16 protein-coding genes and 1 tRNA gene are annotated in these 15,599 nt (G+C 31.2%); 14 read left to right on the top strand and 3 right to left on the bottom strand.

All coding sequences use genetic code 11. From position 1 onward, the window contains the following. The first annotated feature begins 91 nt into the window (after positions 1–91). The 5 genes from L8X97_RS04135 (at position 92) to L8X97_RS04115 (ending at position 7,975) form a co-directional block, all read left to right on the top strand. Positions 92–706, top strand: a complete 615-nt coding sequence (locus L8X97_RS04135) for a BspA family leucine-rich repeat surface protein (protein ID WP_263662703.1) — start codon at positions 92–94, stop codon at positions 704–706. A 132-nt stretch (positions 707–838) separates the two neighbouring features. Beyond that, entirely contained in the window at positions 839–3,118 is a 2,280-nt protein-coding gene (locus L8X97_RS04130) for an anaerobic ribonucleoside triphosphate reductase (protein WP_263662702.1), read from the top strand. After that, complete coding sequence (nrdG, locus tag L8X97_RS04125; RefSeq protein WP_165955263.1) at positions 3,090–3,599, top strand: anaerobic ribonucleoside-triphosphate reductase activating protein; 510 nt, start codon at positions 3,090–3,092, stop codon at positions 3,597–3,599. Before L8X97_RS04130 ends, nrdG begins: the two co-directional genes overlap by 29 nt. Positions 3,600–3,667: 68 nt before the next feature. Further along, entirely contained in the window at positions 3,668–4,321 is a 654-nt protein-coding gene (gene sodB / locus L8X97_RS04120) for a superoxide dismutase [Fe] (protein ID WP_263662701.1), read from the top strand. A gap of 297 nt (positions 4,322–4,618) precedes the next feature. After that, entirely contained in the window at positions 4,619–7,975 is a 3,357-nt protein-coding gene (locus tag L8X97_RS04115; RefSeq protein WP_263662700.1) for an autotransporter outer membrane beta-barrel domain-containing protein, read from the top strand. Between the two features lie 269 nt (positions 7,976–8,244). On the opposite strand, the gene purM is transcribed toward L8X97_RS04115, so the two are convergent. After that, positions 8,245–9,234, bottom strand: coding sequence for a phosphoribosylformylglycinamidine cyclo-ligase (gene purM, locus L8X97_RS04110; protein WP_263662699.1), 990 nt, complete (start codon positions 9,232–9,234; stop codon positions 8,245–8,247). 58 nt (positions 9,235–9,292) lie between these two features. Between purM and coaE the strand changes: the two genes are divergently transcribed. From coaE to L8X97_RS04095, 3 genes are read left to right on the top strand one after another with little or no spacing between them, the layout of a single operon-like run. Next, a complete protein-coding gene (gene coaE, locus L8X97_RS04105) occupies positions 9,293–9,895 on the top strand; it encodes a dephospho-CoA kinase (RefSeq protein WP_263662698.1) in 603 nt (200 codons plus the stop codon). Then, positions 9,882–10,631: a diaminopimelate epimerase gene (gene dapF / locus L8X97_RS04100; protein WP_133319131.1), complete on the top strand. Its 750-nt coding sequence runs from the start codon at positions 9,882–9,884 to the stop codon at positions 10,629–10,631. The genes coaE and dapF overlap by 14 nt, the downstream gene beginning before the upstream one ends. Beyond that, positions 10,606–11,313, top strand: coding sequence for a glucosaminidase domain-containing protein (locus L8X97_RS04095; RefSeq protein ID WP_263662697.1), 708 nt, complete (start codon positions 10,606–10,608; stop codon positions 11,311–11,313). Before dapF ends, L8X97_RS04095 begins: the two co-directional genes overlap by 26 nt. Here the strand turns inward: L8X97_RS04095 and L8X97_RS04090 are convergent. Both L8X97_RS04090 and L8X97_RS04085 read right to left on the bottom strand, forming a co-directional pair. Further along, entirely contained in the window at positions 11,310–12,371 is a 1,062-nt protein-coding gene (locus L8X97_RS04090; RefSeq protein WP_263662696.1) for an ATP-binding protein, read from the bottom strand. The two genes, L8X97_RS04095 and L8X97_RS04090, sit on opposite strands and share 4 nt — an antisense overlap. Positions 12,372–12,389: 18 nt before the next feature. Next, positions 12,390–12,465: transfer RNA gene (locus L8X97_RS04085), tRNA-Ala, on the bottom strand. Between the two features lie 227 nt (positions 12,466–12,692). On the opposite strand from L8X97_RS04085, the gene rpsJ reads away from it, so the two are divergent. Genes rpsJ through rpsS form a run of 6 tightly spaced genes read left to right on the top strand, consistent with a single transcriptional unit; the run spans position 12,693 to position 15,598 of the window. Beyond that, on the top strand, positions 12,693–13,004 hold the full coding sequence (gene rpsJ, locus L8X97_RS04080; protein WP_012660810.1) for a 30S ribosomal protein S10: 312 nt from the start codon (positions 12,693–12,695) through the stop codon (positions 13,002–13,004). Between the two features lie 9 nt (positions 13,005–13,013). Continuing rightward, the gene (gene rplC, locus L8X97_RS04075; protein ID WP_012660811.1) at positions 13,014–13,589 is read left to right on the top strand and encodes a 50S ribosomal protein L3; all 576 of its coding nucleotides are present in this window, start codon (positions 13,014–13,016) and stop codon (positions 13,587–13,589) included. Next, positions 13,586–14,200, top strand: a complete 615-nt coding sequence (gene rplD / locus L8X97_RS04070) for a 50S ribosomal protein L4 (protein ID WP_039617137.1) — start codon at positions 13,586–13,588, stop codon at positions 14,198–14,200. The genes rplC and rplD overlap by 4 nt, the downstream gene beginning before the upstream one ends. A gap of 1 nt (position 14,201) precedes the next feature. Further along, complete coding sequence (locus tag L8X97_RS04065; protein ID WP_039617139.1) at positions 14,202–14,483, top strand: 50S ribosomal protein L23; 282 nt, start codon at positions 14,202–14,204, stop codon at positions 14,481–14,483. 1 nt (position 14,484) lies between these two features. Beyond that, the gene (rplB, locus tag L8X97_RS04060) at positions 14,485–15,315 is read left to right on the top strand and encodes a 50S ribosomal protein L2 (protein ID WP_039625087.1); all 831 of its coding nucleotides are present in this window, start codon (positions 14,485–14,487) and stop codon (positions 15,313–15,315) included. A 1-nt stretch (position 15,316) separates the two neighbouring features. After that, positions 15,317–15,598, top strand: coding sequence for a 30S ribosomal protein S19 (rpsS, locus tag L8X97_RS04055; protein WP_039664929.1), 282 nt, complete (start codon positions 15,317–15,319; stop codon positions 15,596–15,598). The last annotated feature ends 1 nt before the right edge of the window (position 15,599 follow it).

The following is a 15,599-nucleotide window of genomic DNA, read 5'->3' as shown; positions in this document are numbered from 1 at the left end:
ATTAATATGTTGAAAGTTATTGTTAATAATTTGTAAATTTTTTACATTGACTTCACACTTGTTTTTTAAAATATACAAAAAGGAGGACAAAATGTATAGACCTAAAAGCAAAAATGAGTTAATGAATTTGGTGCATAATGAAAGAATTTCTCTAAGGGATATTGATGTATCTTTGATTGATGATTTTTCTTATGTATTTTATTATTCTAAAAGATTGGATTTTTTAGGTATTGAACATTGGGATGTATCAAATGCTAAAGATATGTCTTATATGTTTTATTGTTGCGAAAGTTTTAATGCAAATTTGTCACGCTGGAATGTTTCTAAAGTTGAAAATATGGCAAGTATGTTTTTTAACTGCAAAAATTTTAATCAAGATTTATCAAAATGGGATACTCAAAATTTAAAAGATATGTCTTATATGTTTTTTAATTGTACTAAATTTAACCACTCTTTGTTGCATTGGAAGACTTCAAATGCTACTAGAATGGCTCATTGTTTTGAAAACTGCCATGCATATGAGCATAGCGTTGCAAATTGGGATGTGCAAAATGTAATTACTATGGCATATCTTTTTCACAATTGCAAAAATTTCCATCATGAATTAGATGAGTGGAATATCCAAAAGGATTGTAATACTGAAAAAATGTTTGGAAATCGTGGTATTGATAAACTTTATGCAGTAAAAGGTATAGAGTTAGAATAAACAAAATTCACACAATTTTTGTGTGAATTTTTCTTTTATCTTTTTAAGTTTTTCATCAAGTTTTTGTACTAAACTTATCTTCATAAAGCGTTATTTTTTAGCTTCTAGAGATTATTTTTTAGGAAAATTTACATGAAAATAAAATTTATTACAAAAAGAGATAAAAGTCAAGTTGCATTTGATATTTTTAAAATTAAAAATGCTATTTTTAGAGCCAATATAAACTCTACTGATAAAAAATTAGAAAATGATGAATTAGGTAGGCTTTGTGATGAGGTTGTAGCTTTGCTTGATGAAAATCATGCACAAGTAGAACAAATTCAAGATAAAGTTGAAGAGGTTTTAATAAAAAATGCTTTAATCAATACTGCAAAATCTTATATATTATACCGCCAAAAAAGAACACAAATCCGCAATGGTAGCTATGATTTGCTAAATTTGTATGATGATTTAACTTTCAAAGATTCTAAAGAAGCTGATTTAAAAAGAGAAAATGCTAATATCAACTCAGATAGTGCTATGGGTATGATGTTAAAATATGGTTCAGAAGGAGCAAAATACTATGTAGATGAGTGTATTTTACCAAAACATATCGCAAATGCACATAAAAATGGCGATATACATATACACGATAAAGACTTTTATATGCTAACACAAACTTGTTGTCAAATAGACTTGTTAAAGCTTTTTGAAAATGGTTTTAGCACTGGACATGGAAGTTTGCGTGAGCCAAATGATATCAGATCTTATGCTTCTTTAGCTTGCATTGCTTTACAGGCTAATCAAAATGAAATGCATGGAGGTCAATCTATACCAAATTTTGATTTTGCTATGGCAAAGGGTGTGGCAAAGACTTTTCAAAAAGAGTATAAAAAGGCTATAAATGCTTTTTTTGAAATAAAATTAGAACAAAACCTAGACGAGCAATGCTTTAAAAATGCTAATTTTCAAGTTTCAAGCGAAAAAGAATGCTTTAAAGAGCTTTTAAAGCTTGATTTAAATAGTGATGAGAATTTTTTAAAACAAGCAAATGCTTATGCTTACAAAAGAGCATTAAAGCAAACCCAAGATGCGACTTTTCAAGCTATGGAAGCTTTGGTGCATAATCTTAATACTATGAACTCAAGAGCAGGAGCTCAAGTGCCTTTTAGCACGCTAAACTATGGTACTGATACTTCTTTTGAAGGGCAAATGGTAATAGAAAATTTACTCAAAGCCACGATGAAAGGCTTAGGAAATGGTGAAACACCAATTTTCCCTGTGCAAATTTTTAAAGTAAAAGAAGGTATTAATTATAATGAAAAAGATCCGAACTATAAGCTTTTTAAACTTGCCATAGAATGTGCTTCTAAAAGACTTTTTCCAAATTTTAGCTTTTTAGATGCAAGTTTTAACGCAAAATACTATAAAAAGGGTGATTATAATAGCGAAGTAGCTTATATGGGTTGTAGAACTAGGGTTATGGCAAATGTTTATGATGAGAGTAAAGAAATCACAAGTGGCAGGGGAAATTTAAGCTTTACAAGTATAAACCTTGTGCGTTTAGCCATAGAAGCCAAAGGAAATTTAGAGCTTTTTTACTCACTTTTAAAAGAAAAATTGGAGCTTGTGTATGAGCAATTACTTCATAGATATAAAATTCAAAGTCTAAAAAAGGTTAAAAATTTCCCATTTTTAATGGGCGAGGGAATTTGGATAGATTCAGACACTTTAAAAGAAAATGATAGCGTAGAAAAAATCATAGCACACGGGACTTTAGCTATAGGTTATATAGGACTTTGTGAGAGTTTAATAGCTTTAGTAGGTTCTCATCATGGACAAAGTCAAGAAGCAAGGGATTTAGGTTTGCAAATCGTGCGTTTTATGCGTGAATTTGTCGATGAAAAAGCACTCAAAGATAAGCTTAATTTTTCACTCATAGCTACCCCAGCTGAGGGTTTAAGTGGAAGGTTTTTAAAGCTAGATCAAAAAAAATACGGCATTTTAAAAGGCATAACTGATAAAGATTTTTATACTAATTCTTTTCATATTCCTGTGGATTTTCCTATTAGTATATATGAAAAAATTCAAATAGAAGCCCCATATCATGAGCTAAATAATGGTGGGCATATTACTTATGTAGAATTAAACGGCGATGTGAGTAAGAATTTAGAAAGTTTTGAACGCATTATAAAATGTATGAAAGAAAGCAATATAGGCTATGGCTCGATTAATTTCCCACTAGATAGAGATCCGGTATGTGGTTATAGTGGTGTGATAGATGAGTTTTGTCCAAAGTGTCATAGAAAAGAAGATGATATTAAATTTGAACGCATAAGAAGAATCACAGGCTATTTAGTAGGAACGCTTGATCGTTTTAATGACGCTAAAAAAGCTGAAGTTCATGCAAGAATTAAACACGATTTTTCTTAGATTAGCCGGTGTCATAAAAGAATCCATAGTCGATGGCTATGGTTTGCGTTATGTGATTTTTACTCAAGGCTGCCCTCATCATTGCAAAGGTTGTCATAATCCACAAACACATGATTTTAACAAAGGATATTTGCAAGATTTAGCAAGTTTGTATGATGATATTTGTAAAAATCCTTTGCTCCAAGGTGTTACTTTTAGTGGCGGGGAGCCTTTTATGCAAGCAAAAAATTTAAGTATTCTAGCAAAACACATTAAGGCTTTAGGGCTTGATCTTACTATATATACAGGTTTTACTTATGAAGAGCTATTACAAGAGCAAGCTATGAAAGAATTGCTTATCTTAGCTGATGTTTTGATAGATGGGAAGTTTATTTTAGAGCAAAAAGACCTATCTTTAAAATTTAAAGGTAGTAAAAACCAACGCATTATTGATGTAGCAAAAAGCTTAGAGCAAGGCAAAGTAATACTTTTTGAAAAATAAAGACTCATTTAGTCTTTTTTAACTTAACTATGTTAGAATGTTATAAAATTTAAAAAAAGGAGAACAATATGTTTGAATTAAGAAAACTACCTTATGAAGCAGACGCTTTTGGAGACTTTTTGAGTGCAGAAACTTTTGCATTTCATCATGGCAAACACCACCAAACTTATGTAAATAACCTAAACAATCTTATCAAAGATACTGAATTTGCAGGAAAAGATTTAGTTTATATCATACAAAACTCAAATGGCGGAATTTTTAACAACGCTGCTCAAGTGTATAATCATGACTTTTATTTTGACTGCATTAAGCCAAAAACATGCTGTGGTTGTGGCTGTTCTTTAAGTGATGAGTTTAAAGCAGCGGTTGAAAAAGACTTTGGTTCTATGGAAAATTTAAAAGAAGAATTCATCAAAGGAGCTACAGGAGTATTTGGTTCTGGTTGGTTTTGGCTAGTTTATAACACTCAAAATCAAAAATTAGAATTAGTAGCTACAAGCAATGCTGCTACACCTATCACTGAAGGTAAAGTTCCACTTTTAGTAGTTGATGTGTGGGAGCATGCTTACTATGTAGATCACCGTAATGCACGCCCTGCGTATTTAGAAAAATTCTACGCACACATTAACTGGGAATTTGTAGTAAAAGCTTATGAATGGGCTATCAAAGAAGGTATGAATTCAGTAAGCTTTTATGCAAATGAACTTCATCCTATAAAATAAGAAAAAAGTCTCTTATTTTTAAGAGGCTTTTTTTAATCAAAGCTAAATTATCTTAAGAGTAACAACAATAAAAATATCCTAATTTACACAAATAATTAACAAAAGCACTATCATATTTAAAAAATATTAATAATTATTTTTTATCATTACAAAAAATTTTAATAAATCAAGGAGTTTTAATGTCTTATTTTATGGGGGGGGGTATGTGAAAATAATCCCACTTTAAAATCATCTTATTCAAACAATAATCTTTCTTTTGTTAAAAAAACTTTCTTATCTTTAGCGACTATATCTTTTTTGGCAACCTGTACCAATGCTAGTATAGTAACTATAAATGATCAAAATTCTAATAGTAGTGTTAAAAACACTAAAACCAAACAAGTAAAAAATTCAAAAAATATTAGTGGTGGTAATTGTAGTGGTACAGAGTGTACTATTAATGATAGCAAGACAGGAATAGTAACTATAGGTAATGGCGGTGGTACTTTAACTATCACAGATAAAGGTAGTGTTACAAACTCAAGTAATCATGCCGTAGAAATTATGAGTGGTGCTACTAATGTAACCATTAGTAATGCTGGTACAATAAAAAGTACAGCTTGGGGAAAACATGGTGTAGAAATATGGGGAAAATCTACTGTAGATAAAATCACCAATACAGGTTTAATTGAAGGCTCTAAGTCTGGTGTTAGTGTAACATCTGATAGTACTACTTTAAAAAATTTAGAAAACAGCGGGATTATAAAAGGTGGTTCTAATGGTATAAAAGTTGATAAAGGAGGTAAATTAGAAACGCTTAATAATACAGGTACCATAATTGGAAATAGTGTTAATAGTGGTTGGTATGATTCTGGCATACATGTTGATAAGGGATCTTCAATTAATACGATTAACAATTCTGGATCTATACAAGGAACAACTGGTATATATGCTTATGGAAATATAGGTACAATCATAAATAATGGATATATTAAATCTACTGGATCAGGAGATTTATCAGGTGGCGTTAAAATAGAACAAGGTGCTACTATTGAATCTATAGTTAATACTGGTATAATTGAAGCTGCCAGTTATGGACTTAATGTATCTTATGGAAAATATGGAACAGTAGAAATAAAAAATGGTGGAAAAATAATAGCCAAAAAAAGTGGTATATATATAGGTCGATGGCAAACATTAGGAGATTTATATGTTGATAATGGTAGCATTTATGGAGGAGAAAGTGGTATTTTCTTAAGTGAAGGTTCTACTACAAGCGATATATCTATAAAAAATGGCGGAAAGATATATGGTGGTGATTATGGGATGTATTTTGATCACGCATATTTAAATAAAAACACAACTATAGCTGGAGAAAATTCTGCAATACATGGTGGAATTGCTGGAATTTATTTAAGCAGAGGATCTGCTTTAAAAGGAACTATAGAGGTTAAAGAGAAAGGTATGATCTCAGGTGGTGAGAATGGATTTGGTATTATAAATGCTGATAGTGCTAATATAGGCGGATCTATTTTAATCAGTAGTGGCGGTGTGGTTACTGGTATTTTAAATAAAGATAATGCTAAGATTACCGGAACTATAAAAGTGGATGGAGAAGGCTCTTCTATAGTAGGTGGTATAATAAATCAAGATAATGGTAAAATAGAGGGTTCTATAGAGGTTAATAATAAAGGACAGATAGATAGCATCATCAATGCTGGAAGTGGAGAGATTAGTGGTAGTGTAAAAGTAGACAATCACTCTAAAGTTGAGAATATTATCAATGGTGCTTTGGCAAGTTCTTTTTATGATAATGGAGTTTCTACTGGTAAAATTTCAGGAGATGTTAGCGTTGATAATGGAAGTATAGTTGGAAGCATCATCAATGCTGGGCAAGGAGAGATTACTGGTGGTATTAAAGTTGATAATAGTAGCGAAGTTACTAATATTTCTAATTCTGGTAATGGGCTTATTAGCAGTGATGTTAGCGTTGATAATGGATCGAAAGTAGGCAATATCATTAATGATGATTATGGAAAAATAACAGGGGATGTATCTATAGGTGAAAAATCTTCTGTAGATAAGATTATCAATAGCGGTCATGGTAGTATAGGTGGAAATATTATAAACAATGGTAATTTAGGCTCAATTAATAATAGTGGTTCTATAAGCGGTTCTATTGAGAATAACAACGGTGATTTAGAAATCAAAAACGATGGAGATTTAGGTGGCTCTATCACTGTAGGTAATGGCGGTGGTAATACTTCTATTTCAAATGGTTCCAATGGTAATATCGGCGGTGGTATAGTTAATAATGGTAATAATGATGTTAATATAGATAACCAAGGTACAGTTAAACCTGATAAAGATGGTAATCACATTACTAATAATGGTAATGGTAATGTAAATGTAGGAGATTGGATAGTAAAACCAAATGAAGATGGTAGCTTTGATGGAGCTATTAATGTAGGTGGAAATGGAAGTGGTTCTACAAATATAGATAATATCACAGTAGATACTTCAGATCCAAATTTTGATGCAAGCAAACCTATCAATCCTGACAATATAGTTAATAATACTGGTAGTGGTGGTAACATAGGAGTAGGTAATGTTGGCTCAAACAATGATTTATTAAATCTAGTATATGATCCAATTTCAGGAACTTATAAAACCTTAGCAGATGTAAGTGCTGGTGTGGGTTCTGTTATGGCTCAAACAATAATTAACACTTATATGATGAGATCATTCTTCCTTGATACTGTTTTAGATGATGCATCAAGAATGGCTTACAAACATGCAAGAATACACAATAATCATAAAACAAATAAAGACTTAGTAGGCTTTGATGCAGATGAGCATTATCACGGCTTTGTATTGCCTTATTTTTCATCTAATAGCATTAAGCTTTTAGGAACAAATGATTATTCTAAAGGAAATACTAAAGGTGTAGTAGCAGGTTTTCATACCTTAAAAGATATAGGTATGCTAGGAGCTTATGTAGGAACTGAAGAAGCTAATATGGATACTAAAGATTACTTTTCTTTAAAAATGCAAACAGTGTATGCTGGTTTGAAGTATTCTAATATTTTATTAGAAGATGAGATAAAAGAAGCCTTTTTTAAATTCCATACCAAAGCGGCATATACCAAAAATGATGTGCAAAAATTTGTTGATAAAGGAAAAAGAGAGGCTAATGGTAATACAGATACCTATGGTTATGGAGCAAGTATTGGAACTGGTATGAATTTTTATTTAGATGGGGTAGATAATATAATTACTCCTGAGGTGTCTTTAAACTATGAAGGTGGTTTCACAAAAGCTTTCAGCATGCATGGAGATGGAGCATTAAATCATGAAAGATATTATAAGAGTGAATTAAATCTCTTTTCAAGTACGGCATCTCTTAAATGGCTTAATAAATGGCATCCGCAAATTAGCACTTCATTTGAAGCAGGTGCAAGAATTAATTTTAATCCTGAAGTAGAATCAAGAGTAAATTTTGCAAACTTAAAAGCAAGCGAAACCTTAGATTTGCCAAGAACTTATCAATATGCAAGTGCGTCTTTGATTTTTTCTTTGGCAGAAGATTTAGAAATGTCATTTAATTATAATGGAACTTTTGCAAATAATTCTCATTCGCATACGGGATTTTTACAGTTTGACTTTATATTTTAATAATGATTAACTAAGCCTTTTAAGGCTTAGTTTTTAATTAATTGCCCAGAGTTTGCTTAAAACAGATTATAAAATGACAAAATAAAAATTTAAAAAAGCACAATTGGTACAATAAAGTTAAGAATGTGCCAATGTTGAATATAAAAACTATAAAAGTTTTTAGTATTATAAATAATTTAAAAACAATAAACTCCTTATTAAATACACTCTATCACATTAAGCTTATTTTTAAGCTCAATGTGATTTATTAGCAAACTCTAGGGAGTTAATTACTCTAAAACAACCCCTTCATTTAGCACAACTTCGCCTATTACATAAGCATCTGAATTCTCTAAAACTTTTCCTACATTAGATGGATCTACCACCATAACTAAGCCCACACCCATGTTAAAGCTTCTATACATTTCAGCTTCTTCTACGCTTTGGCCTATTTGATAAAAAATTTCAGGAGTTTTTAGATGATGTTTTCTAATAATAGCACCTATTCCTCTTGGAAAAACTCTAGGTAAATTTTCTACTAAACCACCACCTGTTATATGAGCTAGTGCATTGATGAAAGGTTTTAATTTTAAAAAGTCTTTTACATAAATTCTTGTAGGTTCAAGTAAAATATCGATTAAATTTTTACTATCTATTTTATCATCAAATTTAAGCTTTTGTGCTTCAAATAATACTTTTCTAGCTAAAGAATATCCATTAGAATGAAGCCCACTACTAGGCAAAGCTAGTAAAATATCTCCATTTTTTACAAAATTTCTTCTATCTATTTCATCTTTTTCAGCCATGCCCACTGAAAAACCTGCTAAGTCAAAGTCATTGTTATGATACATTCCAGGCATTTCAGCAGTTTCTCCGCCTATTAAGGCACAATTTGCTTTTTTACAACCATTAGCAATCCCTGCTACAACCTTTTTAGCTACTTCTACATCTAACTTTGCACTTGCATAATAGTCTAGAAAAAACAAAGGCGTAGCAAAATTGCAAATTAAATCATTCACGCACATTGCTACTAAATCTTCGCCTATTGTGTCAAATTTTTGACTATCAATAGCAAGACGCAACTTTGTGCCTACCCCATCTGTTGCTGCTAGCATAACAGGATTTTTAAAACCACTTGGCATGGCAAAAGCACCCGAAAAAGAACCTATGCCTCCTAAAACATTTTCATTAAAAGTTTCTTTTACTAAAGGCTTGATTGCTTCTACAAAAGTATTGCCATTATCTATACTTACGCCCGCATCTTCATAACTTATATTCATTTATCTTCCTTTAAGAATTTAAAAGGTATTTTAACTAAAAATATTTTAAGGTTAAATTATGCAAAATGCTTATTTTGTGACTTCAAGTATAGCAGGTGGAAAGTCAAGCTTTATAAAAATAGTTCAAAATTTGGGTTTTGATACTTTAAGTGCAGATGTGATAGCTCATGAGCTTTTAAATGAAAATGCTAATTCTATAGCTAAGCTTTTTGATAATGATGATTTACTTATAGCAGGAAAAATAGATAGAAAAAAGCTTGGTGCTATTGTATTTAATGATTTAAACGCCAAAAAAAAGTTAGAAGGTTTTTTACATCCTAAAATCAAAGAAGAAATTTTACAAAAAGCACTAATTTTAGATAAAAAAAACAAGGCTTTTTTTATAGAATTGCCTTTATTTTTTGAAAATAATCATTATCAAGATCTAGGAAAAAGTATATTGATTTATGCTCCAAAAGAAATTTTATTAAAAAGATTAATGCAAAGAGATAATTTAGATGAAAATGAAGCCTTAAAAAGAATTAATTTGCAACTTGATGTAGAAGAAAAACTAAAAAAAGCAGATTTTGTGATAAAAAATATTTCAAGTTATGAAAAATTTGAAGAAAATGTGCTAAATTTTTTAAAACATACTTTAAAGGTTAAAAATGAAATTTTATAAATATTGTGCAAGCGGAAATGATTTTGTAGTATTTGCAGATGGTGAAAAAAAAGATCGTAGCGAGTTAGCTAGAATTCTTTGTAATCGTTATGAGGGCATAGGTGCTGATGGACTTATAGTAGTTGTGCCTCATGATAGATATGATTTTGAATGGGAATTTTATAATTGCGATGGTAGTAAAGCAAATATGTGTGGTAATGGATCGCGTGCAGCAGCTCATTTTGCTCATCATTATCTAAAAAAATCACAATATTTAAATTTTTTAACTGGAGCAGGACTTATAAAATCATTTGTTGATGATGACATGGTAGAGATTAAATTAAGTGGAGTGAAGGATATTAAAGAAGCTTTTAAACATAAAGATAGAATTTGGCAAGGATGTAATACAGGTGTGCCACATATGGTGACTTTTGTTGATGATTTAAATGAATTTGATGTAAATTTATGTAAAGAAGTGCGTAAAAAATATAATGCAAATGTTAATTTTGCTAAAATAGAAAATGAAGAATTTATAAGAGTTAGAACCTATGAACGCGGGGTAGAAGATGAGACTTTAGCTTGTGGTACAGGTATGGGAGCTTGTTTTTATCTTGCTTATTTAAATCAAAAAGTTAAAGATGATATTTTAGTAAAGCCAAAAAGCAAAGAAAATTTATATTTTAGATTAGAGGATGATCAAATATTTTTCAGAGGAAAGGTAAAGTGCTGTTTTGAAGCTGATTATAATTTTACTTAGTAGTTTTTTATTTTTAAAAGCTGAATTTATAGCAGGTTTTGATAAACATTATTATGCTTTAAGTATAAAAGAAAAGCGTGAAGTTTTTATCAAAAAAATCAATGCTTTGTTAGATGTTTCTTTCAAAGAAATTGAAAATGAAAAAGAATTTATAGATATTTTTTTTGAGGAAGCTTTAAAGAGTAATTTTAGAAAACTAAATTCTAATGCTGTGCAAAAACTATGGTTTTTAAAAGAAAAATATCGCGTTAAAAATTTATACGATCACAAGGAATACCAACTGCGTATCCAAAAAGTTCCAAAATCTTTAGCCATAGCCCAAGCAATTATTGAAAGCGCAACTGGTACAAGTCGTTTTGCTAAAGAAGCAAATAATTTATTTGGAGAATGGACTTGGGGCGAGAAAGGTTTGATTCCAAAAGAAAGAAGTGAAGGTAAAACTCATAAAATTCGTATATTTGATAGCTTACAAGAAAGTGTGGATTCATACTTGCTAAATTTAAATCGTCATGATGCTTATAAGGAATTTAGAGCTTGGCGGTGGGATGCTATAAATCAAAATGAAAAACTTGATGGTAAAGAAGCGGCAAGTCATTTGGAAAAATATTCAGAGATTAAAAGTAATTATACCAAGCTTATTATTTCTATCATAAATCAACATAAGCTTGATGAGTTAGATTAATTTCCTAAAGCCCACTCATCAAAAGGTAAAATCATCACACGCACCCCTTCTATGAAAAACTCATCTCTTTGTGAAAGCGTGATGATATAAATAGTTGAAAGTGCGAGTTGGTTTTTACTAAGTATTTTTTTGACTTTTAAACTAAGTAAATCTTTATCTTTAAAGGGCGAGCATAAAAATGCATTTTTAAGACTTGGTAAGTAAAAATCAAAATGCTTAGTATAAAAAATTTCTTGTTTAAATTTAAATAACTCGCTTAAAATCAAATTTTCAAACAAAGCACTAAAGTCTTTTTGTATACTTAGAGAATTTTTTAGTGAAAAGTCCCAAAAATATACTTTTTTTAAATTTTTTTCAAGATTTTTTACAAAATACAAAGTGTAGTTTGATTCTAGTTTTTCTATGCTTTTATATAAGGTATCTTTGGAAATTTTTATACTATTTTTTAGAGTTTTTAATAGTTCATTAACGCTAAATTCATTCCCAAGTTCTAAGGCGATTTGTTTGAGTATGGTAAGCTCTAATGGAGTGTAAAAACTTCTTAAGTATGATGAGTTTGTGTTAAAGTTGTGATTTAAAATCACATTGCGTCCTGTATGTAAAAAATAACTTACCATGGTTTTAGTGTCAGCGTATTTTTTGTTTAAGCTTAAAAATTCTTCAAAGTCTAAATAATCTAAATGAAGTTCTTCAAAATAATCTAAATGAAAATTGCTATCACAAACGCTTATTATGATTTGCAAATTAAGGTGTTTTAAACTGGCAAAGTCAAAATTATGAGCAAAGTTGCAAAGTGCTAAAAATTTAATCTGTGGATTATAGGTTAAAAACGAATTTAAATTTACCAAAGCACTTGCTTGAAATTTCAAATCATCACAATCGATAAAAAGTATATTTTCACTTTTGTACAAAGATAAAAAATTTAAAATTAAATTTTTCTTACCACTTGCAAAACCACCTTTTATAATGATGTTTTTATGGGTTTGAATTTGAATTTTTCTTTCATCAAATTTTTGAAATTTTGGGTAATTATCGTAAAAAAATTGTAGTGATTTCATAAATTTCTTTGTAATTAATGGTGGAGCATAGCGGGTTCGAACCGCTGACCCCAACGCTGCCAGCGTTGTGCTCTCCCAGCTGAGCTAATGCCCCTTTAGATTTTGAAATCATACTATATTTTTTCTTAGATTTTCTTAATGTATAAAAAATCTTGTAAATTTTATAAAATTTAATTTTTATCCTTTTTAAAAGGAAAATAATTAAAAAAAAATGTATAAATTTCTTGACATAGCAAAGGCTCTTTTTATATAATCTCAACATCATTTTATATGGTGGTTAGATTCTTATGGGTCTAACGAGTTCTTTACAAAGGAAAAAATATGGAAAGAATCAGGCTTAAGCTAAAAGCTTATGACCACAGAGTTCTAGATCGCACAGTTGCAGCAATTGTAGAAGCTGTTAAAAGAACAGGTGCTGACATCAGAGGTCCAGTGCCAATGCCTACAAAAATCAAAAGATACACAGTTTTGAAATCTCCACACATCAATAAAGATTCACGCGAACAATTTGAGATGAGAATTCATGCTCGTATGCTTGATATTGTAGCAGCTACTCCAGATACAGTAGATTCACTCACTAAGCTTGACTTGGCTCCAGAGGTCAATGTTGAAGTAAGAGCTATGGGTAAATAAGGATAGAATATGGAATACATTGTAGAAAAAATTGGTATGAGTAGAACAATCAGCACACCAAGCATTCCTGTAACCTTACTTAAACTTGTTCAAACTAAAGTATGTGAAGTAGAAAATGGAAAAGCTTTGGTTGCTTATGTAAAAGGCAAAGCAAATAATAAATGCATTGCGGGTCAGCAAAAAAAATACAATCTTTCAGCTGAATATAATAGATTTGCTTCTTTAGAAGTAGCAAACACAGAAGCAGGTGATATTGATCTTAATCCTTTAAAAGAAGCTTCTATCTTAAAAGTAAGCTTTAATTCTAAAGGTAGAGGTTATAGTGGGGTTGTTAAAAGACACGGATTTGCCGGAGGTCCTGCAAGTCACGGTTCAAGATTCCACAGACGCCACGGATCAATCGGTAACCGCGAATGGCCAGGTCGTGTTCAACCAGGTATGAAAATGGCAGGTCATTATGGTAATGTAAAAGTTACTGTTAAAAATGAAGTAGTTTCATTTGATGAAGAAAATGGCATCTTAGTAGTAAAAGGTGCGGTACCAGGATTTAATGGTGCTATGGGTAAAATAAGGATTGCAAAATGAGTAAAGTAACTGTTTTAAATGATAAATTTGAAAAAGCTAGTGAACTCGATCTTCCAGCAAAATATGCAGAAGTTAATCCTCACAACCTTTATTTATATGTAAAATCTTATCTTGCTAGCCTTAGAGCAAACACAGCTCATACTAAAGGTAGAAGCGATGTAAGCGGTGGTGGTAAAAAACCATGGAGACAAAAAGGTCGTGGTGGTGCAAGAGCAGGTTCAACAAGAACGAATGTTTGGGTTGGTGGTGCTGTAGCATTTGGCCCTACAAACAATCGTAATTATTTCCAAAAAGTTAATAAAAAACAAAAACGCTTAGCGCTTGAAAGAGCATTGGCTGATAAAGCACAAAACAATGCATTATTCTCAGTAGATAGTTTAAGCATTGAAAGCGGTAAAACAAAAGATGCAAATGCAGTTATTAAAAAGCTTGGTTTAAAAGATGCTTTAATTGTAAAAGATTTACTAGATGAAAAAACACTTCTTGCTTTTAGAAACTTAGCAAATTGCTATGTAGTTGATATTAGCGAAGTAAATGCTTATTTAGTATCTGTATTTAATGCTGTTATCATTGAAAAAGCAGCGCTTGAATCTATCGTAAAAGAGGGTTAAAATGGCAGATATTACTGATATAAAAACAATACTTTACACTGAAAAAAGCTTAAACCTTCAAGAGCAAGGTGTTGTAGTTATTCAAACTTCTCCAAAAATGACTAAAAATGGTTTAAAAGAAGTTTTAAGAGAATATTTTGGTGTAACTCCAGTAAGAATTAATTCTTTAAAAATGGATGGAAAAGTAAAGCGTTTTAGAGGTCGTGAAGGTCAAAGAAATAGCTTTAAAAAATTCTATGTTAAGCTACCAGAAGGTGTGAGCTTAGAAAGTTCGGAGGCATAAGATGGCAATTAAAACTTATAAACCATATACTCCAAGTAGAAGATACATCACAGGTGTAAGCTCTGATGATATCACAGCAAAAGCTAGTGTGCGTTCATTACTTGTAAAACTTCCAGCTCATGCAGGTCGTAACAATAATGGTAGAATCACAAGCCGTCATAAAGAAGCAGGTGCTAAAAAACTTTACAGAATTATAGATTTTAAAAGAAGAAAATTTGGTATTGAAGGTAAAGTTGAAGCAATCGAGTATGATCCATACAGAAATTGTCGTATTGCATTAATCTCTTATAGAGATGGTGAAAAAAGATACATCTTACAACCAAAAGGTTTAAGCGTTGGTGATGTTATTTGTGCTGCTGAAAGCGGACTTGACATTAAGCCAGGTAATGCAATGAAATTAAGAAACATCCCAGTGGGTACTATCGTACATAATATCGAGTTAAAACCGGGCAAAGGTGGACAAATGATCCGTTCAGCGGGTGCTTATGCTCAATTAATGGGTAAAGAAGAAAAATATGTTATCTTAAGACTTGCAAGTGGTGAAATGAGACAAGTTTTAGCTGAATGTATGGCAAGTATCGGTGAAGTTGGTAATGAAGAATGGTCAAATGTGACTATCGGTAAAGCAGGAAGAAACCGCCATAGAGGTATTCGTCCTCAAACAAGAGGTTCTGCGATGAACCCAGTTGATCACCCGCACGGTGGGGGTGAAGGTAAGAAAAATTCAGGCCGTCATCCAGTTACTCCATGGGGTAAACCAACTAAAGGTGCTAAAACTCGCCGTAAAAAAGCTAGCGATAAGCTAATAATTTCAAGAAGAAAAGGAAAGTAAGATGGCTAGGTCACTAAAAAAAGGTCCTTTTGTTGATGACCATGTAATGAAAAAAGTCATCGCTGCTAAAAAAGCTAACGATGGTAAGCCAATTAAAACTTGGTCAAGACGCAGCACTATTATACCTGATATGATAGGTTTAACTTTTAATGTTCATAATGGAAAAAGCTTTATCCCAGTATATATTACTGAAAATCATATCGGTTACAAATTAGGTGAATTTGCACCTACTAGAACATTTAAGGGTCATAAAGGCTCTGTTCAGAAAAAAATAGGTAAGTAAG

Origin of the sequence: Campylobacter sp. CNRCH_2013_0671h, assembly GCF_025773055.1 — a bacterium.
In the GTDB taxonomy this organism is placed as follows: Bacteria; Campylobacterota; Campylobacteria; order Campylobacterales; family Campylobacteraceae; genus Campylobacter_D; species Campylobacter_D lari_D.
Note: the sequence above shows the minus strand (reverse complement) of the source record. Positions and strands in the feature narration are given on the sequence as shown.